General features: G+C 73.4%; 16 protein-coding genes and 2 pseudogenes. 14 read left to right on the top strand and 4 right to left on the bottom strand.

The features are described 5' to 3' along the window. Nucleotides 1–25 precede the first annotated feature (25 nt). The 3 genes from CLV70_RS08325 to CLV70_RS08315 all read left to right on the top strand — a co-directional run bounded on the left by CLV70_RS08325 (nt 26) and on the right by CLV70_RS08315 (nt 4,018). Nucleotides 26–562, top strand: coding sequence for a hypothetical protein (locus CLV70_RS08325; RefSeq protein WP_146163994.1), 537 nt, complete (start codon nt 26–28; stop codon nt 560–562). Between the two features lie 52 nt (nt 563–614). After that, nucleotides 615–2,327: an Hsp70 family protein gene (locus tag CLV70_RS08320; protein WP_106125806.1), complete on the top strand. Its 1,713-nt coding sequence runs from the start codon at nt 615–617 to the stop codon at nt 2,325–2,327. A gap of 68 nt (nt 2,328–2,395) precedes the next feature. Next, on the top strand, nt 2,396–4,018 hold the full coding sequence (locus CLV70_RS08315; RefSeq protein WP_106126069.1) for an acetolactate synthase: 1,623 nt from the start codon (nt 2,396–2,398) through the stop codon (nt 4,016–4,018). On the opposite strand, the gene CLV70_RS08310 is transcribed toward CLV70_RS08315, so the two are convergent. Genes CLV70_RS08310 through CLV70_RS08300 form a run of 3 tightly spaced genes read right to left on the bottom strand, consistent with a single transcriptional unit; the run spans nt 4,015 to nt 5,068 of the window. After that, entirely contained in the window at nt 4,015–4,353 is a 339-nt protein-coding gene (locus CLV70_RS08310; RefSeq protein ID WP_106125805.1) for a PLDc N-terminal domain-containing protein, read from the bottom strand. The genes CLV70_RS08315 and CLV70_RS08310 overlap by 4 nt on opposite strands. 38 nt (nt 4,354–4,391) lie before the next feature. Beyond that, on the bottom strand, nt 4,392–4,694 hold the full coding sequence (locus CLV70_RS08305) for a DUF202 domain-containing protein (protein WP_245908105.1): 303 nt from the start codon (nt 4,692–4,694) through the stop codon (nt 4,392–4,394). Beyond that, nucleotides 4,691–5,068, bottom strand: a complete 378-nt coding sequence (locus tag CLV70_RS08300) for a YidH family protein (protein ID WP_106125803.1) — start codon at nt 5,066–5,068, stop codon at nt 4,691–4,693. Before CLV70_RS08300 ends, CLV70_RS08305 begins: the two co-directional genes overlap by 4 nt. Nucleotides 5,069–5,266: 198 nt before the next feature. Here CLV70_RS08300 and CLV70_RS08295 point away from each other — a divergent pair, with 198 nt between their 5' ends. From CLV70_RS08295 to CLV70_RS08270, 7 genes and pseudogenes are all read left to right on the top strand, one after another. After that, the gene (locus CLV70_RS08295; RefSeq protein ID WP_106125802.1) at nt 5,267–6,046 is read left to right on the top strand and encodes an electron transfer flavoprotein subunit beta/FixA family protein; all 780 of its coding nucleotides are present in this window, start codon (nt 5,267–5,269) and stop codon (nt 6,044–6,046) included. 14 nt (nt 6,047–6,060) lie between these two features. Then, nucleotides 6,061–7,011: an electron transfer flavoprotein subunit alpha/FixB family protein gene (locus CLV70_RS08290; protein WP_106125801.1), complete on the top strand. Its 951-nt coding sequence runs from the start codon at nt 6,061–6,063 to the stop codon at nt 7,009–7,011. A gap of 166 nt (nt 7,012–7,177) precedes the next feature. Beyond that, a complete protein-coding gene (locus tag CLV70_RS08285; RefSeq protein WP_106125800.1) occupies nt 7,178–8,359 on the top strand; it encodes a cysteine desulfurase family protein in 1,182 nt (393 codons plus the stop codon). Between the two features lie 70 nt (nt 8,360–8,429). Beyond that, entirely contained in the window at nt 8,430–9,530 is a 1,101-nt protein-coding gene (gene mnmA / locus CLV70_RS08280) for a tRNA 2-thiouridine(34) synthase MnmA (RefSeq protein WP_211303684.1), read from the top strand. Between the two features lie 214 nt (nt 9,531–9,744). After that, nucleotides 9,745–10,581, top strand: a pseudogene (locus CLV70_RS08275) (uroporphyrinogen decarboxylase/cobalamine-independent methonine synthase family protein); the annotation flags it as partial. Nucleotides 10,582–10,701: 120 nt separating this feature from the next. Then, nucleotides 10,702–10,908: pseudogene (locus tag CLV70_RS42080) on the top strand (methionine synthase); the annotation flags it as partial. A gap of 257 nt (nt 10,909–11,165) precedes the next feature. Continuing rightward, nucleotides 11,166–11,519: a VOC family protein gene (locus CLV70_RS08270; protein WP_211303683.1), complete on the top strand. Its 354-nt coding sequence runs from the start codon at nt 11,166–11,168 to the stop codon at nt 11,517–11,519. A 186-nt stretch (nt 11,520–11,705) separates the two neighbouring features. Here the strand turns inward: CLV70_RS08270 and CLV70_RS40080 are convergent, their stop codons facing one another. Beyond that, nucleotides 11,706–11,867, bottom strand: a complete 162-nt coding sequence (locus CLV70_RS40080) for a hypothetical protein (RefSeq protein ID WP_170148585.1) — start codon at nt 11,865–11,867, stop codon at nt 11,706–11,708. Nucleotides 11,868–11,873: 6 nt separating this feature from the next. On the opposite strand from CLV70_RS40080, the gene ligA reads away from it, so the two are divergent. The 4 genes from ligA to gatA all read left to right on the top strand — a co-directional run bounded on the left by ligA (nt 11,874) and on the right by gatA (nt 18,611). After that, a complete protein-coding gene (gene ligA / locus CLV70_RS08265) occupies nt 11,874–14,336 on the top strand; it encodes an NAD-dependent DNA ligase LigA (protein ID WP_342750360.1) in 2,463 nt (820 codons plus the stop codon). Nucleotides 14,337–14,507: 171 nt separating this feature from the next. Further along, complete coding sequence (locus tag CLV70_RS08260; RefSeq protein WP_106125797.1) at nt 14,508–16,562, top strand: putative bifunctional diguanylate cyclase/phosphodiesterase; 2,055 nt, start codon at nt 14,508–14,510, stop codon at nt 16,560–16,562. A gap of 268 nt (nt 16,563–16,830) precedes the next feature. Beyond that, nucleotides 16,831–17,130, top strand: a complete 300-nt coding sequence (gatC, locus tag CLV70_RS08255; protein WP_106125796.1) for an Asp-tRNA(Asn)/Glu-tRNA(Gln) amidotransferase subunit GatC — start codon at nt 16,831–16,833, stop codon at nt 17,128–17,130. Between the two features lie 23 nt (nt 17,131–17,153). Further along, nucleotides 17,154–18,611, top strand: coding sequence for an Asp-tRNA(Asn)/Glu-tRNA(Gln) amidotransferase subunit GatA (gene gatA, locus CLV70_RS08250; RefSeq protein ID WP_425440132.1), 1,458 nt, complete (start codon nt 17,154–17,156; stop codon nt 18,609–18,611). Nucleotides 18,612–18,642: the final 31 nt, after the last annotated feature.

The following is an 18,642-nucleotide window of genomic DNA, read 5'->3' as shown; positions in this document are numbered from 1 at the left end:
ATCTGTTGCCATAAAGTTCCCCTCTGTGACGACGCCCGGGCTGTGCACGACGCCGGTGCGCCGCACAGTGCTCATCGCGGTGGCCCTCGTCACCGGGCAGGCGCTGCTCTGCGTCGTCATCGGGTTCGTCACCTTCGGCGATCGCGGCGCGGCGCCGCCCCGGCCGCACGCCGCGGAGCAGCCGGCCGCCCCGCCGGCCGTCGTGCCGCCGAGCGGTCCCGGGCCGGCGGGGCCGTCCGTCGCCCCGCACGGGCCCGGAGCCGTCGTCTCCCACGGCGTACGGCCGGTGCGCCCGACCGCGACCCGCGTCCGGGAGCACCACGCCGAGCGCAGTCCCACGGCCGGCCGCACCACCGCGCTGCCGGCCTCGTCCCCGCCCCCGCCCGCCCCCGAGCCGCCGCCGACCCTCGCGCTGCTCCCGCCGCCGGGCGACGGCGCCGACGACCCGCCGGTGATCGGCGAGCCCTGCGACGACGCGGACACGACCGGCGAGACCCGCGACGGCCGGGCGGTGCGCTGCGACCGTGACCGGGACGGCGACCTGCGCTGGCGGGAGGCCTGACCGGCGTTCCGCGCTGATCAACTCCTGCGCGGCAGCGCCTACACTGACGCCCATGTCCATCGACCAGGGTCGGCACTCGCTCGGCGTCGACTTCGGCACCTCGAACACCGTCGCGGTCGCTCGCTGGCCCGACGGCCGGGCCCGGCCGATCCTCGTCGACGGCTCGCCGCTGCTGCCCTCCGCGGTGTACGCCGAACCCGACGGCCTGCTGGTGGTCGGCCGCGACGCGGTGCACAGCGCCCGCCGCGACCCCGCCCGCTTCGAGCCGAACCCCAAGCGCCGCATCGACGACGGCCTGGTGCTGCTCGGCGACCGCGAACTGGCGGTGGTCGACCTCGTCGCCGCCGTGCTGGTGCGGGTGGCGGAGGAGTGGCACCGCGCGGTCGGCCCGGTGCGCCCCGACGTCACCCTGACCTGCCCCGCCACCTGGGGCGCCACCCGCCGGGGCCTGCTCGCCGAGGCCGCCGCCCGGGCCGGCCTCGAACGCGCGCGCCTGGTCGCCGAGCCGGTCGCCGCGGCCACGTACTTCGCCGAGGTGCTCGGCCGGGACGTACCCATCGGCTCGGTCGTGGTCGTGCACGACTTCGGTGCCGGCACCTTCGATGCGAGCGTGGTCGCCCGTACGGCGGAGGGGTTCGAGGTTCTGGCCGTCGACGGCCGCGACGACATCGGCGGGCTGGACGTCGACGCGGCCCTGGTCGAGCACCTGGGCGCGATCTGCGCCCGGCAGGACGCGGCGGCCTGGAAGCGGCTGACCGAGCCCGAGACGCTGGAGGACCGGCGCGCCCAGCGGCAGCTGTGGGACGACGCCCGGATCGCCAAGGAGCGGCTGTCGCGCACCCAGTCCGCCGACGTGATGGTACCGCTGCTCGACCTCGAGCTGCACGTCACCCGCGAGGAGCTCGAGGAACTGGCCCGGCCGGTGCTCGATCAGACCGTGCAGGTCACCCGCGACCTGCTGCGCTGGGCCGACCTGCCGGAGGGGCGCCTGGCGGGGGTGTTCCTGGTCGGCGGGGCCAGCCGGATCCCGCTGGTCGCGACGCTCCTGCACCGTGCGCTGGGCGAGGCGCCGGTGGTCATCGAGCAGCCGGAGCTGGTGGTCGCCGAGGGCAGCATCCTCGCGGGCGCCGCGCTGCTGGCCTCCGAGCCGGCGGCTCCCGGGCCCACCTCGGAGCTGCGGCTGGTGTCACGCACCGGCCGGAACGGCGGCCGGCTGTCGGTGGACGACCTGGACACCGTGCCGGCGGCCCGGCACGACCTCACCGGCGGGATCCCGCCGGCCGTGGACCCGTGGCCGGACGCGGTGCACCACTGGGCCCCCGACCCGGAGGCGACGGTCGCCACCACGACCGCTTCGGTGCGTCCGGTGTCGCCGCCGGCCCGCCCGGTGTCGCCCGCGCGCGGGGTGTCGTCACCGCCGGCTCCCAAGCCGGCCGCGCAGCCCGCGTCCGTCCAGCCCGCGTCCGCCCGGCGTGCCGCGTCCGCCCAGCCCGCGTCCGCCCAGCCCGCGTCCGCCCAGCCCGCTGCCGCCCGGCGCGCGGCGCCCGCCCGGCCCGTCTCTCCGGCGCCACCCGCCGCGCCGGCTGCCCGGGGCCGGCGGCGTACCGGCCGGGGGCTGCGGGCGGTGCAGGTGTTCCTCAGCGTGGTGCTGCTCGTCTCGGCGCCGGTGGGGGCGCTGCTGGTGGCGTACAGCAGCAGCGCCGGGGTGCCGATCCAGTCGAGTGCCCGCGAGATGGTGAACGATCTCCGGCGGCTCCTGCGCTGAGTCCCGCTCACGTTCCCCCCGCCGGGCCGGTACGGTGCGTGCATCGCAGGCTGACGGCGGGAGTGGACATGGCGGGCACCATCGAGGGGCACGGCGGGGACCTGGCGCTGGCGGCGCTGCGGGCGTACGGGATCACGGAGATGTTCACCCTCTCCGGCGGTCACGTCTTCCCGATCTACGACGCCGCGCACAAGGCGGACTTCCCGATCTACGACGTGCGCCACGAGCAGTCCGCGGTCTTCGCCGCCGAGGCGGTCGCCAAGCTCCAGCGCCGCCCCGGCCTCGCCGTGCTCACCGCCGGGCCCGGCGTGACGAACGGCATCTCCGGCCTGACCAGCGCGTTCTTCAACGCCTCGCCGGTGCTGGTGATGGGCGGCAGGGCGCCGGCCTTCCGCTGGGGCTCGGGCAGCCTCCAGGAGATCGACCACGTCCCGCTCGTCGCGCCGGTCACCAAGTACGCCGCCACGGTCGGCAGCACCGACGCCATCCCCGCGGAGATCGGCCGGGCCCTCACCGCCGCGCTCACCGCCCACCGCGGTCCCGCGTTCCTCGACCTGCCGCTCGAGGTGCTGTTCTCCAGCGAGGACGCCGAGGCCCCTGCCGGGCCGGACGTCCCGGTGATCGAGGCCGACCCCGACGAGGTGGCCCGCGCGGCGGCCCTGCTCGCCACGGCCGCGCGGCCGGTGATCATCGCCGGCTCCGACGTCTGGGGCGGCGGCGCGATCGACGAGCTGCGGGCCGCGGCCGAGGCGCTGCAGGTCCCGGTCTTCACCAACGGCATGGGACGCGGCGCGCTGCCGCCCGGCCACCCGCTGAGCTTCGCCAAGGCCCGGCGTCCCGCGCTGGGCGACGCCGACGTGGTGGCGGTGATCGGCACCCCGCTCGACTTCCGGCTCAACTTCGGCGAGTTCGACCCGGCCCAGGTGGTGCACATCGTCGACGCGCCCAGCCAGCGGGCCGGCCACGTCCGGGCGGCCGTGTCGCCCGCCGGCGACCTGCGGCGGATCCTGGCCGCGCTCGCCGACCACACCGGCGAGCGCACCGACCACGCCGAGTGGATCAACGGGCTGCGGGCCGCCGAGGACGCCGGCAAGGCCCGGGACGCCGAGGCCATGGCCGCCGAGAGCGACCCGATCAAACCCGCCCGCGTGTACGGCGAACTGCGCAAGGTCCTCGCCCCGGACGCGGTCACGATCGGCGACGGCGGCGACTTCGTCTCGTACGCGGGCCGCTACCTCGAACCCGCCCGGCCCGGCACGTGGCTCGACCCCGGCCCGTACGGCTGCCTCGGCACCGGCATGGGGTACGCGATGGGCGCCCGGGTCACGTACCCGGACCGCCAGATCTGCGTGCTGATGGGCGACGGCGCCGCCGGCTTCTCCCTGATGGACGTCGAGTCGCTGGTCCGGCAGGACCTGCCCGTCGTGATCGTGGTCGGCAACAACGGCATCTGGGGCCTGGAGAAGCACCCGATGCGCGCCATGTACGGCTACGACGTCGCGGCCGACCTCCAGCCGGGCCTGCGCTACGACGACGTGGTCCGGGCGCTGGGCGGCGCCGGCGAGACCGTGGAGAAGTCCGCCGACCTGGGCCCCGCCCTCGGCCGGGCGTTCGACGCGGGCGTGCCCTACCTGGTCAACGTGCTGACCGACCCGGCGGACGCCTACCCGCGCTCGTCGAACCTCGCCTAACCCTCGTCGTCGCGGAGGTCACGCTCCCACTGGGCCAGCAGCTCGCGGTCGCGGCGGGACTGCTCGGTGTCCATCGACCGCAGGAAGTCCGGGTCGTCGTCGGGGGCGGCCGGGCGCCGGGCGGGACGGCGCATCGGGCTGCCCTCCCGCGGCGGGGCCACCGGTCGTCCCCACAGGAAGTAGGCGAGCGGGCCGAGCAGGGGGACGACGAGGATCACGAGGACCCACACCGCCCGGGGCATGTTGCGTACCCGATCGGCCGACAGCGAACCGATGAGCGCGAGCACCAGAAGCACCAGCTGCACCGCAGCGAGAAGGACGAACAACCGGACCATCTGGCAATGATGACGCGCCGAGCCCCGAACGGCGACGATCAGAGCATGACAAGCGTGGCGCCGAGGACGGCGAAGGCCGCGGTGATCAGTGCGTACCCGGTGACCGTCCGCCGTCCCGGGTGCGGTGGCCAGGCACGCAGCCCGTGGGCGCGGCGGTAGGCGAGGCCGACCAGCGCCGCCCAGCCGGCCATCGCGAGGGCCGCGCCGACGGTGATCGCGACGCCGGCCCGCGGGTCGAAGGCGGGTCGTGCGGCGAGCAGGGCCACGGCGGTCGCCGACAGTCCCGTACGCCGCCAGGCCAGCCGGGTGCGTTCCGCGGCGGCGCCGGGGTCGCGGCTCACAGCCACGCCTTGAGCAGGACGGCCACCACGAGCAGCACGGCGCCGGCCGCGACGATCAGCGCCAGGATGGCGGGGAAGCGCGACTTGGGGAGGTCCGTGCCGAGGCGCATGGCTTTTTCCGTACGCGCCCAATGGTCCACCGCTCGCAGCGCGACCACGCCGCCGAGCAGGAGCAGCGCCACCGAGATGATCTCCCGTAGCTGCGCGATGGGCAGCGGCGGCAGGAACTGCGCGCAGGCCAGGCCGCCGGCGAGCAGGGCGAGCGCGGTTCTGATCCAGGCCAGAAACGTACGCTCGTTGGCGAGCGAGAAGCGGTAATCGGGCTTCTCGCCGGCCATCGGCGTCTTCTGCGGGTTGAACCACTGGTCGAGCATGGGATCGATTATCGACCGCCGCGGTGAAGAAGCCCTCCGGCCCGGGTGGTACCCGCTTTAGGGAAGGATGGGGTCCGACGTGGTGAGGTGAGTCACTGCCCGTGGCGGGGACTCCTTAGCTACCGCTAAGTAACATCGGTGGAAACGCGAAACCGGCTGCAGGCGTGCGTCCATAAACAGGAGGGTCGTCGAAGCGCGATGAACATCGTCGTACTGGTCAAGCAGGTGCCCGACTCCGGTGCCGAGCGCACCCTGAGCGCGAGCGACAACACCGTCGAGCGCGGCTCGGCGAACAACGTCATCAACGAGATGGACGAGTACGCCATCGAGGAGGCGCTGAAGATCAAGGAGGCGCACGGTGGCGAGGTGACCGTCCTGACGATGGGCCCCGAGCGCGCCGCCGAGTCGATCCGCAAGGCGCTGTCGATGGGCCCCGACAAGGCGGTCCACGTGCAGGACGACGCCCTGCACGGCTCCTGCGCCGTCGCCACCTCCAAGGTCCTCGCCGCCGCCCTCGGCACGCTGAACGCCGACCTGATCATCTGCGGCGCGGAGTCGACCGACGGCCGGGTCCAGGTCATGCCGCACATGCTGGCCGAGCGCCTCGGCATCGCCGCGCTGACCGGCGCCCGCAAGCTCACCGTCGACGGCTCGCAGCTCACCGCCGAGCGCCAGACGGACGAGGGCTACGAGGTCGTCACCGCCGCCACGCCGGCCGTGGTCAGCGTCTGGGACACCATCAACGAGCCGCGGTACCCGTCGTTCAAGGGCATCATGGCGGCCAAGAAGAAGCCGGTGCAGAGCCTGTCGCTCGCCGACCTGGGCGTGCCGGCGGACGAGGTCGGTCACGCCGGCGCGACCTCCGCCGTGGTCGAGTTCGCCAAGCGTCCCCCGCGCAGCGCGGGCACCAAGGTCACCGACGAGGGCAACGGCGGCGCGCAGCTCGTCGAGTTCCTCGCCACCGAGAAGTTCGTCTGAGAAGGGGTCCCACAATGACTGAGGTACTGGTCGTCGTCGAGGCCTCGCAGGCTGCCGGCGTCAAGAAGGTCACGCTCGAGATGCTGACCATCGCCCGCGACCTGGGCGAGGTCTCGGCGGTCGTGTTCGGCGACGCGGGTGAACTCACCGCCAAGCTCGCCGAGTACGGCGCACAGAAGATCTACCACGCCTCGGGCGACGACATCGACGGCTACCTGGTGGCGCCCAAGGCCACCGCGGTCGCCGAGCTGGTCAAGCGCGTCCAGCCCGCCGCGGTCCTGCTCGCCTCCACCCAAGAGGGCAAGGAGATCGCCGGCCGCCTCGCGGTCAAGCTGGACAACGGCCTGCTCACCGACGCGGTGGAGGTCGCCGCCGACGGCACCGCCACCCAGGTGGTCTTCGCCGGCTCGGCCATCGTCAAGTCGAAGGTCACCCGCGGCCTGCCGATCGTCACCGTCCGCCCCAACTCGGTCACCCCGGCGCCGGCCCCGGCGACCCCGGCCGTCGAGCAGCTGACGGTCGCGGTCACCGACGCCGACAAGCTGACGAAGGTCGTCGAGCGGGTCGCCGAGCAGAAGGGCTCCCGCCCCGAGCTCACCGAGGCGTCGATCGTCGTCTCCGGCGGCCGCGGCGTGGGCAACGCCGACAACTTCAAGCTCGTCGAGGAGATGGCCGACCTGCTCGGCGGCGCGGTCGGCGCGTCCCGCGCGGCGGTCGACTCCGGCTACTACCCCCACCAGTTCCAGGTGGGCCAGACCGGCAAGACGGTCTCCCCGCAGCTGTACGTCGCCCTGGGCATCTCCGGCGCGATCCAGCACCGGGCGGGCATGCAGACCTCGAAGACGATCGTCGCGGTCAACAAGGACCCCGAGGCGCCGATCTTCGAGCTGGCCGACTTCGGCGTGGTCGGCGACCTGTTCAAGGTCGTGCCGCAGGCCGACGAGGAGATCCGCAAGCGCAAGTGATCCGTTCCGCGTGCACGGCCCGGCCCTCCGGCCGGGCCGTCGCGTTTTCCGGCCGCCGTCCCCGCCCTGCCCGGTTTTCCTGTTCTGGTGCTGGTCGGTGGCTCGGGCGTCCCGGCTGCCGGGCGGGCCGTCTCCGGCGCGGGTTCAAGGCATAAGCTTCACTGCGATGGCCTACCTGGATCACGCCGCGACCACGCCGATGCTCCCCGAGGCGCTCGACGCGTACGTCGCTGCGGCCCGGCAGATCGGCAATCCCTCGTCCCTGCACGCGGCCGGGCGTGGTGCCCGCCGCCTGGTCGAGGAGTCCCGAGAGCGGATCGCCGCGGTCCTCGGCGCGCGGCCGTCCGAGGTGATCTTCACCAGCGGCGGCACCGAGAGCGACAATCTGGCCACCAAGGGCATCCACTGGGCCCGCCGCGGCGCCGACCGGCGGCGCAACCGGGTCGTGGCCTCCGCGGTCGAGCACCACGCGGTGATGGACGCGGTCGAGTGGCTCGGCAGCCACGAACGGGCCGACCTCGAATGGCTGCCGGTCGACGAGGCGGGCCGCGTCTCGCCGGAGTCGCTGAGCGCGGCCATCGAGGCGTACGGCGACAAGATCAGCGTCATCAGCGTCCAGTGGGCCAACAACGAGGTCGGCACGCTCCAGCCGGTCCACGAACTCGCGGTCCTCGCGGCCGGTGCCGGCATCCCGTTCCACACCGACGCCGTGCAGGCCGTCGGACAGGTCCCGGTCGACTTCGCGGCCAGCGGCGCGGCGGCCCTCACGGTCAGCGGCCACAAGCTCGGCGGCCCGGTCGGCGTCGGCGCCCTGCTGCTCGGACGCGACGTCGTGGCCACGCCCCTGCTGCACGGCGGCGGCCAGGAGCGCGACGTGAGATCGGGCACCCTCGACACCGCCGGGGTGGTGGCCTTCGCCGTCGCGGTCGAATCCGCCGTCAAGACCCAGCAGGAGTACGCGGCGCGCGTGGCGGGGCTGCGGGACGACCTGGTGCGGCGCGTGCGTGCGGCCGTACCCGATGCGATCTTCAACGGTGACCCGGTCGACCGGCTGCCGGGAAACGCGCACTTCTCCTTCCCCGGCAGCGAGGGCGACGCGCTGCTGTTGCTGCTGGACGCCCAGGGAATCGCCTGCTCAACGGGCTCGGCCTGCTCGGCGGGCGTGGCGCAGCCCTCGCACGTGCTGCTGGCGATGGGCGCGGACGACGGCCGGGCGCGGTCGTCGCTGCGGTTCACGCTCGGGCACACGTCGACGGCGGAAGACGTCGACGAGTTGCTGGCGGCGCTGCCGGGCGCGGTGGAGCGGGCGCGGCGGGCCACCGCCTGGAAGTCTCCCCGCCAGTCCTAGCCTCGGCGGGTTGTCCACAGGCATGGGCCGTCGGTGGGGGATCGCCGGAGGCGGCGGCTAGGCTTGCCGCGTGCGAGTGCTTGCAGCAATGTCCGGTGGCGTCGACTCCGCCGTCGCTGCCGCGCGCGCCCGGGATGCCGGCCACGACGTGACTGGCGTGCACCTGGCGCTGTCGAGAAATCCCCAGACCTATCGGACCGGTGCGCGGGGCTGCTGCACCCTCGAGGACTCCCGCGACGCCCGCCGCGCCGCCGACGTCATCGGCATCCCGTTCTACGTGTGGGACATGGCCGAGCAGTTCCACGAGGACGTCGTGGACGACTTCGTCGCGGAATACGCCGCCGGCCGCACCCCCAACCCCTGCCTGCGCTGCAACGAGAAGATCAAGTTCGCGGCGGTGCTGGACCGGGCGGTGGCGCTCGGCTTCGACGCCGTGGTCACCGGCCACCACGCCCGCCTCGGCGCCGACGGCCTGCTCCGCCGCAGCGTCGACCTGCCCAAGGACCAGTCGTACGTGCTGGCCGTGCTCACCCGCGCCCAGCTCGGCCGCGCCGTCTTCCCGCTCGGCGACTCCACCAAGGCCCAGGTCCGCGAGGAGGCGGCCGCCCGGGGACTCGCCGTCGCGGACAAGCCCGACTCGCACGACATCTGCTTCATCGCCGACGGCGACACCCGCGGCTTCCTCGCCGACCGCCTCGGCGAGAGCCCCGGGGACATCGTCGACGGCCGGACGGGGGCGGTGCTGGGGCGGCACGGGGGCGCTTACGCGTACACGGTGGGCCAGCGAAAGGGTCTCGACCTGCGCGTTCCGGCGCCGGACGGCCGTCCCCGCTACGTCCTGTCGATCACCCCGACGACCAACACCGTCACGGTCGGCCCCCGCGAGGACCTGGCCGTCGACACGGTGACGGCCGAGCGCCCGATCTGGCACGGCGAGACGACCCCGGTCGAGTGCGAGGTCCAGCTGCGCGCCCACGGCGAGGTGGCCCGGGCGGTGGTGACCACGGACGGCGACGGGCTGACCGCCCGGCTGCGGACCCCGGCCCGGGGAGTCGCGGCGGGCCAGGCGATCGTCGCCTACCGGCCGGACCCGGGCGGCGACATCGTGCTCGGCTCCGCGACGATCACGGCGGGCCGGATGGCCTCCCCCGTGGCGGCGCACGGTGCCTGAGTTCCCTCCGGCCGGCGCTTCTCCGGCCGGTCCCATCCCCACCGGCGTCGCGGTGTCTTCCGGGGCCTCGTCGCTCGTGGCGTCTCCCAGGGCTTTCTCGCTCAGGGTGGCTTCCGGGGCTTCCTCGCTCGGAGTGGCTTCCGGGGCTTCCTCGCTCGTGGTGGCTTCCGGGGCTTCCTCGCTCGTGGTGGCTTCCGGGGCTTCCTCGCTCGTGGTGGCTTCCGGGGAGCGGGTTCCCTCGCCGGGGGCGGCCTCCGAGGGGCGGCGGTTTCCCTGGCCGGCGGGGGCGGCGACGGGCATCGGGTCGTTGCCCGGCACCGACATCGCCGAGGCGCAGCGGCTCGTCCTCGGCGAGTTCCCCGACCTGCCACACCTGCCCGAACTCCCCGAACGCGGCCCCGGCGCCGACATGATCGGACGCACCGCCGGCTTCCTCGTCGAGCTTCCCGTGCAGCTCTACGCCGGCCGGTGGCAGGTCGCGCCCCGGCCCGGCAAGGACCTGCGGCGCACGGCCGACCTCCTCGAACGCGACCTCGACCAGCTCACCGAGCAGGGCGACCGCTACGCCGGCCCGATCAAGGTGCAGGCGGCCGGCCCGTGGACGCTCGCCGCGAGCCTCGACCTGCCGATCGGCGGGCGGCTGCTGCGCGACCCCGGCGCCGTGCGCGACCTCACGGACTCGCTCGCCGAGGGCCTGCGCCGCCACATCGCCGACGTGCAGAAGCGGCTGCCGGGCGCCCGGGTGCTGCTCCAACTCGACGAGCCTGCCCTGCCGACGGTGCTGGCCGGACGGGTGCCGACCGAGAGCGGGCTGGGCGCGTACAGGGCCGTCGACGCCCCCGACGCGGCCACCGCACTGCGCACGATCGTCGAGGGCGCGGGGGTGCCGGTGATCCTGCACAGCTGTGCTCCGGGCGTACCCCTGCAGGTCGTCCGCGATGCCGGAGCCGCCGCCGTCGCCCTCGACCTGGCCCTGATCAAGGATCTCGACCCGCTCGGCGAGGCCATCGAATCCGGCCTCGGCCTCTTCGCGGGCGCCGTGCCGACCCGCCCGTCGTCCGCGGGGCGTGCCGCGGGTGGTTCGTCGTCCGCGGGGCGTGCCGTGGGTGGTTCGTCGGCTGCGGGGCGTGCCGTGGGTGGTTCGTCGGCTGCGGGGCGTGGCCCGGGTGGTCCGTCGGCTGCGGGGGGTGCGCCGACGTCGGGTCAGGTCGCCGATCGGGTGCGCGCTCTGTGGCGCCAGCTCGGCTTCCCCGCGGCGCGGCTGCCCGAGCAGGTGGTGGTGACGCCGGCGTGCGGACTCGCGGGAGCGACCCCGGGATACGTGCGATCGGTCCTCAAGGCCTGCCGCGACGCGGGACGCCGGCTCGCCGAGGTCTGACCGGCCGGAGGCTGACTCGCTGGGTTGGGCTCGCCGGGTTGGGCTCGCTGGGCTGAGCTCGCCGGGCTGGCTCGCTGGGTTGGGCTCGTGGGGTTGGGCTCGCTGGGTTGGGCTCGTGGGGTTGGACCGTCGGTGGTTCGTTGCCTTGTCGGGCGGGTCCGCTCGCAGGTCGTTGCCTTGGCGGGTGGGGTCCGTCGGGTGGCGGAAGTCTGATCGTTCGGGATTTTTTGTCGGACCCGGCGGGCATCATGCGAGACATGATTGGACGTCTCGACACCGTCGTCATCGACTGCCCCGATCCCCGTGCCCTGGCCCGGTTCTACACCGAGCTGCTCGGCATGCACGTCGTCCACGACGAGGACGGCTGGGTGGTGATCCGCACCGATTCCGACGGGCCCGGCCTGGCCTTCCAGAAGGCCCCCGACCTGGTCCCTCCGCAGTGGCCGGACCCGGCCCGCCCCCAGCAGTTCCACCTCGACGTCCGCGTGGACGACATCGAGAAGGCGGAGCAACGCGCGCTCGCAGCGGGCGCCGAACGCCTCGACGGCCAGGGCGACACCTTCCGCGTCTACGCCGACCCGATCGGGCACCCGTTCTGCCTCGTCTGGTGACGTCGGCCACGCCCTCCTGCCGGTGCACGGCGTCGGGGAATCTTGTCGGTGGGGCCGACTAACGTGCCTTCTGAAAGCCGAACTCGGAGGTCACCGGTGCCCAAGAAGCCAACCCCAGATGCCGTGCCGCCCGCCGGCGAGGAGCTCGCTGCCCACGGCGGAGAGCTTGCTGCCGACAGCCGGGGCTCAGCCGCCGGCGGTGGGGGGCTCGCTGCCGACGGCCGGGAGCTTGTCGCGGACGCTGGGGGGCTTACCGCCGACGGCGGGGAGCTTGCTGCCGGGCAGCCGACCGCCGAGCAGGTGGCCGCCGCCGGGGCCGAGCCGACGCCCGAGGCGAGTTCCCGGCATGCCGAGTTGAGTGACGAGGTTCGCGGGCATCAGTATCGCTACTACGTGCTCGACTCGCCGACGATCTCCGACGCCGAGTTCGACAAGTTGCTGCGGGAGTTGCAGGCGCTCGAGGACGAATTTCCCGCCCTGCGCACCCCCGACTCGCCGACGCAGAACGTGGGCGGGACCTTCTCGACGCAGTTCACCCCGGTCGAGCATGCCGAGCGGATGATGTCGCTCGACAACGTGTTCGACGACGGTGAGCTCGGCGCGTGGGCCGAGCGCACCGTGCGTGACGCCGGTGGGCCGGTCGGATTCATCTGCGAGCTCAAGGTGGACGGGCTCGCCATCAACCTGACGTACGAGAAGGGCCGGCTGGTCCGCGGGGCGACGCGGGGCGACGGTCGCACGGGTGAGGACGTCACGCCGAACGTGCGGACCATCCGGGAGATTCCGGAGCGGCTCGCCGGCGAGGATCCGCCCGAGCTGCTCGAGGTCCGCGGCGAGATCTACTTCCCCGCGTCCGCGTTCGCCGACCTCAACGCCTCGCTGGTGGAGCAGGGCAAGGCGCCGTTCGCCAACCCGCGCAACGCGGCGGCGGGAAGCCTGCGCCAGAAGGATCCGCGGATCACCGCCACGCGCGGCTTGCGCATGGTGGTGCACGGCATCGGGGCGCGCAAGGGCTTCACTCCGGACTCGCAGTCACACGCGTACGAGGCACTGAAGGCGTGGGGGTTGCCGACCAGCGAGCGGTGGAAACTCGTCGACGGCATGGCGGGCGTGCGGGAGTACATCGCCTACTACGCCGAGCATCGCCACGACGTCGAGCACGAGATCGACGGCGTCGTCATCAAGGTCGACTCCGTGGCCATCCAGGGGCGCCTGGGCTCCACGAGCCGCGCGCCGCGGTGGGCCATCGCGTACAAATATCCGCCCGAGGAGGTCACCACCAAGCTGCTCGACATCGACGTCAATGTCGGCCGTACGGGGCGGGTCACGCCCTTCGCGGTGCTGGAGCCCGTACGCGTAGCCGGTTCGACCGTTGCTCTTGCCACGCTGCACAATGCGCGGGAGGTCGAGCGCAAGGGTGTCTGGATCGGTGACACGGTGGTGCTGCGCAAGGCCGGCGATGTGATCCCCGAGGTGCTGGGGCCGGTGATGGACCTGCGGCCGGAGGACGCCCGTCCGTTCGTCATGCCGACCGAGTGCCCGGCGTGCGGCACCACGCTCGCTCCCGCCAAGGAGAGCGACATCGACATCCGCTGCCCCAACACGCGATCGTGCCCGGCCCAGCTGCGCGAGCGGGTGTTCCACCTCGCCGGGCGGGGTGCGTTCGACATCGAGGTGCTCGGCTACAAGGCGGCGCAGGCGCTGCTGGAGTCCGCCATCATCGGCGACGAGGGCGACCTGTTCGGCATCACCGCCGAGGACCTGCAGCGGGCGCCGTTCTTCGTCAACAAGGACGGCACGCTCGGCACCAACGCGGTCAAGCTGCTCGAGAACCTGGAAGAGGCGAAACGCCGGCCGCTGTGGCGGGTGCTGGTCGCCCTGTCGATCCGGCACGTCGGCCCGACGGCGGCGCAGGCCCTGGCCCGCCACTTCGGCTCGATGGAAGCAATCGAAGCGGCGGTGGCCCGAGGGCAGGGCGCCGCGGTCGTGGCTGAGGGCTCGGCGTCGCCTTCGGCCGTGGCTGAGGGTGGGGTGGCGGCTGTGGCCGCGCCTGAGGGCTCGGCGCCTGACGGTTCCGTCGCGCCCGAGGAATCCGTCGCGCCTGACGGATCGGTCGTGTCCGAGAGTCCGGTCGGGCCTGGGAGTCCGGTCGGGCCCGGGAGTCCGGTCGGGCCTGAGGGGGCGGCTGGGGTCGAGGGGGAGACCGGGGTCGAGGGCGACGGGTCGGTGGGCGAGGGGCAGGCCGGGTCCGGCGCTGCTCAGGGGGCGGCCGAATCGGCCGGGGCCGAGCGGCAGGTGGAGGAACTGTCCGCCGTGGAGGGTGTCGGTCCCACGATCGCGGAGAGCCTGCGGGAGTGGTTCTCCGTCGGCTGGCACCGCGACATCGTCACCAAGTGGCGCGAGGCCGGGGTGCAGATGGCGGACGAGCGTTCCGATGAGGGGCCGCGTCCGCTGGCCGGGCTGACCGTGGTGGTGACGGGCACGCTCGCGTCCTATTCGCGGGACGCGGCGACCGAGGCGCTGACGTCCCGCGGCGGGAAGGTGAGCGGCTCCGTGTCGAAGAAGACCGCCTTCGTCGTGGTCGGCGACAACCCCGGCAGCAAGTACGACAAAGCGCTGCAGCTGAAGGTGCCGGTGCTCGACGAGGACGGCTTCGGCGTGCTGCTCACCGAGGGACCCGACGCGGCCCGCGCGGTGGCCGAGATGGCCGCGCCCGCCGAGGTCGCCGCGCCCGTCGAGGCCGCGCCCGCCGTGGCCGCGTCTGTCGAGGTCGCCGCGCCCGGCGAGGCCGCGGAACCGATCCGGGACGAGGGGTGAGGGCTGCGGAACCGGTCGCGGGCAGGGTGGACACTAACGGGTGAAAAATTGTCAGATGCAGCATCTGAGACGTATGCCAATTTAATAACGGCGAGTCTGTTTCGCGTAGTTTTGTCGATATGGATCTAGGGTGAAGTGGACTCGGTCGGTCGACGCCACCATGGAGGTCGCATGGGTGCCGCACAGCAGCGCAGCTCCATGCCGGACGGTGGGCGGGCCGTGGAGGCCCGGCAGGGTGCCGTCGTCGCGGTAGGCGGCGCGATCGCCGTCGATGCTGCCCTCTGGGTGCTCTTCCCCCGGACCTTCGCGGAGTTGCCGACGGCCTTCTGGGTGATGGCCGCGCTGGCGCTGGCGGTCGACGCCCGGCCGTACGTGGTGGCCGGGCGCCGGGCCGGGTCGGTGATCCTGCCGTCGATCTGCTTCACCTTCGGCATCGCGCTGGCCTGGGGCTTCGTTCCCGGCGTCGCCGTGCAGCTCGCCGCCATGGCGGTCGCCGGGGTGCGGATGCGGCAGTCCCCGCGGCGGGCGGTGCACCTGGCCATGCAGCATGCCGTGGCGCTGGCCGCGGCGGCCGTCCTCGCCGGGCTCGCCGGACTGCGTCTCGACGCCGACCCGGACTGGGACGACGCCCTGGTAACGGTCGCCGCCGCGGCCGTCTGGATGGCCGGGCGCTACACGCTCGACGCGCTCACCACTCGGATCCTCGGTGGCGCGCGCAAGCGGCGCGAGGCGCAGCGGTGGAGTCTCGAGCTCTTCGCCACGGCGGCACTCCTGCTCCTCGGGCCGGTCGTGCTCGCCGCCGCCCAGGTGGGGCTCGCGCTCGTACCGTTGGTCCTGCTCGCTCTGCACGCCGTGCACCGGATGGTGCGGTCGGCGGGCGAGTACGAGCGCGCCGGGCGGGTCGACGCGCTGACCGGGCTGCCGAACCGGCGCGCGCTCCAGGCGTCGGTCGCGGAGTGTGACGCCGGGCGGGGTGCGCATCGCCCCGAGCGGCGGCTCGCGCTGCTGCTCCTCGATCTCGACCGCTTCCGTACGGTGAATGACGCGCTCGGTCACGCGCACGGTGACCGGTTGCTGGTCCAGGTGGCACAGCGGCTGGCTGCCGTCGTACCCCCGCATGATCTTGTCGTCCGGCTCGGCGGTGACGAGTTCGCGGTGCTGGCCACGCGGGTCGACGGGCCGGGATCGGCCCGGCGGATCGCGGCCCACCTGGCCGACGCGCTGCGGTCGCCGTTCGCGCTCGACGGGCTGGTCATCGACGTGAGCGCGTCGATCGGCATCGCGCTGCAGGCCGAGCGCGGCGGCGACGGCGCGTCCCTGCTGCGCCAGGCGGAAGCCGCGATGTACGACGCCAAGCAGCGCGGCGCCCAGTACGCCGTCTACGCCCGCGACGCCGCGCATCACACGCCCGATCTCACCCTCCTCGCCGATCTGCGCCGCGCCCTTCAGCAGGAACCGGCCGAGGGCCTGATGCTCTATTACCAGCCGCAGATCGCCATCGCGACCGGCGAAGTCGTGGGCGTCGAGGCCCTGCTGCGCTGGCGGCACCCCGACCGCGGCATGGTCGGCCCCGAGGAGTTGCTGCGGGTCGTGGAGCCCACGCCGGTCATGCGCCTGCTCACGAGCCGGGTGTTGCGCGAGGTCATCGGCCGCCTCGCCGCCTGGCGGGACAGCGGCCGGCCCATCCGGGCGTCGGTCAACGTGAGCGTGCGCGACCTGCATGCCACGGACATCGCCGAAGAGATCCAGGATCTGCTTCTCCGGTACGCCGTGCCGGCCGACCTGCTGCAACTGGAGATCACGGAGAGCGCTCTGATGGCCGACCCGCACCGGGTCCTCGACACCATCACGCGGCTCGACCGGATGGGAGTGGCGATCTCGCTCGACGATTTCGGCACCGGCTATTCCTCTCTTCAGCATCTTCGGCGGCTGCCGATCTCCGAGGTGAAGATCGACCGGTCCTTCGTCCTCGGCATGGCCGCCCATACCGGGGACGCCGCGATCGTGCGGTCCGTCATCGCGCTCGCCGACTCGCTCGGGTTGCGCGTCGTCGCCGAGGGCGTCGAGGACGAACGCACGTGGCGCCTGCTCGCCGCGGACGGCTGCCACGCCGCGCAGGGCTGGTTCCACGCTCGCCCGATGCCCGCGGAGGCGTTCGGCGAGTGGCTGGCGCGCTACCGGCCGCTCCGGCCCGGGCGGGAGCCGGGAGCGCTGGCCACCACCTGAGTCTGCTCCTCCGTCCGGGACGACCCCGCCGGTTATCCACAACCCATGCCGCCGGCTGATCGGCGGCCCGGTTGTCCACAGCCTTGCCGCCGGCCGACCGGCCCGGTTGTCCACAGCTTTGGCGTCGGCTGACCGGCCCGGTTGTCCACAGCTTTGCCGTCGGCCGAGCGGCCCGGTTGTCCACAGACCGGGGAGCCGCCCGACAAACCGCTCGCCGGGGCAAATAGACTTCCCGGGTCAGCATCGCCGACGGAAACCAGGGGGCACGATGGCCGCCATCTCCCGCGAAGAGGTCGCGCATCTCGCGCGCCTGTCGCGGCTCGCCGTGACCGAGGAGGAGCTGGACAGGTTCGCCGGCCAGCTCGACGTCATCCTGCAGTCGGTCGCCCGCATCGGTGACGTCGCCGCCGACGACATTCCGCCCACCTCGCACTCCGTGCCGCTGACCAACGTCTACCGCGACGACGTCGTGCAGCCCTGCCTGACCCAGGACGCGGCGCTGGCCGGCGCGCCCGACACCGCCGAGGGCCGGTTCCGTGTGCCGCGCATTCTGGACGAGGAGGCGTGAGCGCCGTGAGTGACGTCACCAGGATGACGGCGGCCCAGATCGCCGGCCTGATCGCCGCCGGCGAGACCTCGGCGGTCGAGGTCGCCACCGCGCACCTCGACCGGATCGACGCCGTCGACGACCGTGTGCACGCGTTCCTGCACGTCGACCGCGAGGGCGCGCTCGCCGCCGCCGCCGACGTCGACGCCCGGCGCGGGCGGGGCGAGGAGCTCGGGCCGCTGGCGGGTGTGCCCGTCGCGGTCAAGGACATCATCGCCACCAAGGGCGTGCCGACCACCGCCGCTTCCAAGATCCTCGAGGGCTGGAAGCCGCCGTACGACGCGACGCTCGTCGAGCGGCTCCGCGCCGCCGGCACGGTCATGCTCGGCAAGACCAACATGGACGAGTTCGCGATGGGCTCCTCCACCGAGTATTCGGCGTACGGGCCCACGAACAACCCGTGGGACCTCGGGCGTATCCCCGGCGGCTCCGGCGGGGGCAGCGCGGCTTCGCTGGCCGCGTACGAGGCGCCGCTCGCCATCGGCACCGACACCGGCGGCTCGATCCGTCAGCCCGGTGCGGTCACCGGCACGGTCGGGGCCAAGCCGACGTACGGCGGCACGTCCCGCTACGGGCTCATCGCCTTCTCGTCCTCGCTGGACACGCCGGGGCCCTGCGCGCGTACGGTCGAGGACGCCGCCCTGCTGCACGCGGTCATCGCCGGCCACGACGTGCGCGACTCCACCTCGATCCCGCAGCCGGTTCCCGACGTCGTCGGCGCGGCCCGCCTCGGCGCGACCGGCGACCTGTCCGGCGTCAAGCTGGGCCTGGTCAAGGAGTTCGCGGGCGAGGGCGCCGAGCCCGGTGTCATCGCCGCGTTCCGCGAGTCGGTCGAGGCCCTGGTCAAGCTGGGCGCCGAGGTCGTCGAGATCTCCTGCCCCCACTTCGAGTACGCCCTCCCGGCTTATTACCTGATCGCCCCCAGCGAGGCGTCGTCCAACCTGGCCCGCTTCGACGGTGTCCGCTACGGCCTGCGCGCCGGTGACGACGGCAAGCGCTCGCTCGAGGAGGTCATGTCGCTGACCCGCGACGAGGGCTTCGGTCCCGAGGTCAAGCGGCGCATCATCCTCGGCACGTACGCGCTCTCCAGCGGCTACTACGACGCGTACTACGGCCAGGCGCAGAAGGTGCGCACGCTGATCACGCGTGACTTCACCTCGGCGTTCGAGAAGGTCGACGTGCTCATCGCGCCGACCACGCCGTTCGTGGCGTTCCCGTTCGGGTCTCGCACCTCGGATCCGTATCAGATGTACCTCGCCGACCTCTACACGATCCCGACGAACCTGTACGGCGGCCCGGCCATCTCGGTGCCGTGCGGGCTGTCCGAGGGGCTGCCGGTCGGCTTCCAGATCATGGCCCCGACGATGGCGGACGACCGGATGTACCGGGTGGCCGCAGCGCTCGAGTCGGCGGTCGGCACCCTCACACCGCCCGAGCTCTGACGGCGGCGTTCCGGCCGGGTTCCGCGCCCGG

The organism is Pseudosporangium ferrugineum (genome assembly GCF_003002065.1).
In the GTDB taxonomy this organism is placed as follows: Bacteria; Actinomycetota; Actinomycetes; order Mycobacteriales; family Micromonosporaceae; genus Actinoplanes; species Actinoplanes ferrugineus_A.
This window is presented reverse-complemented; position numbering and strand designations above follow the sequence as displayed.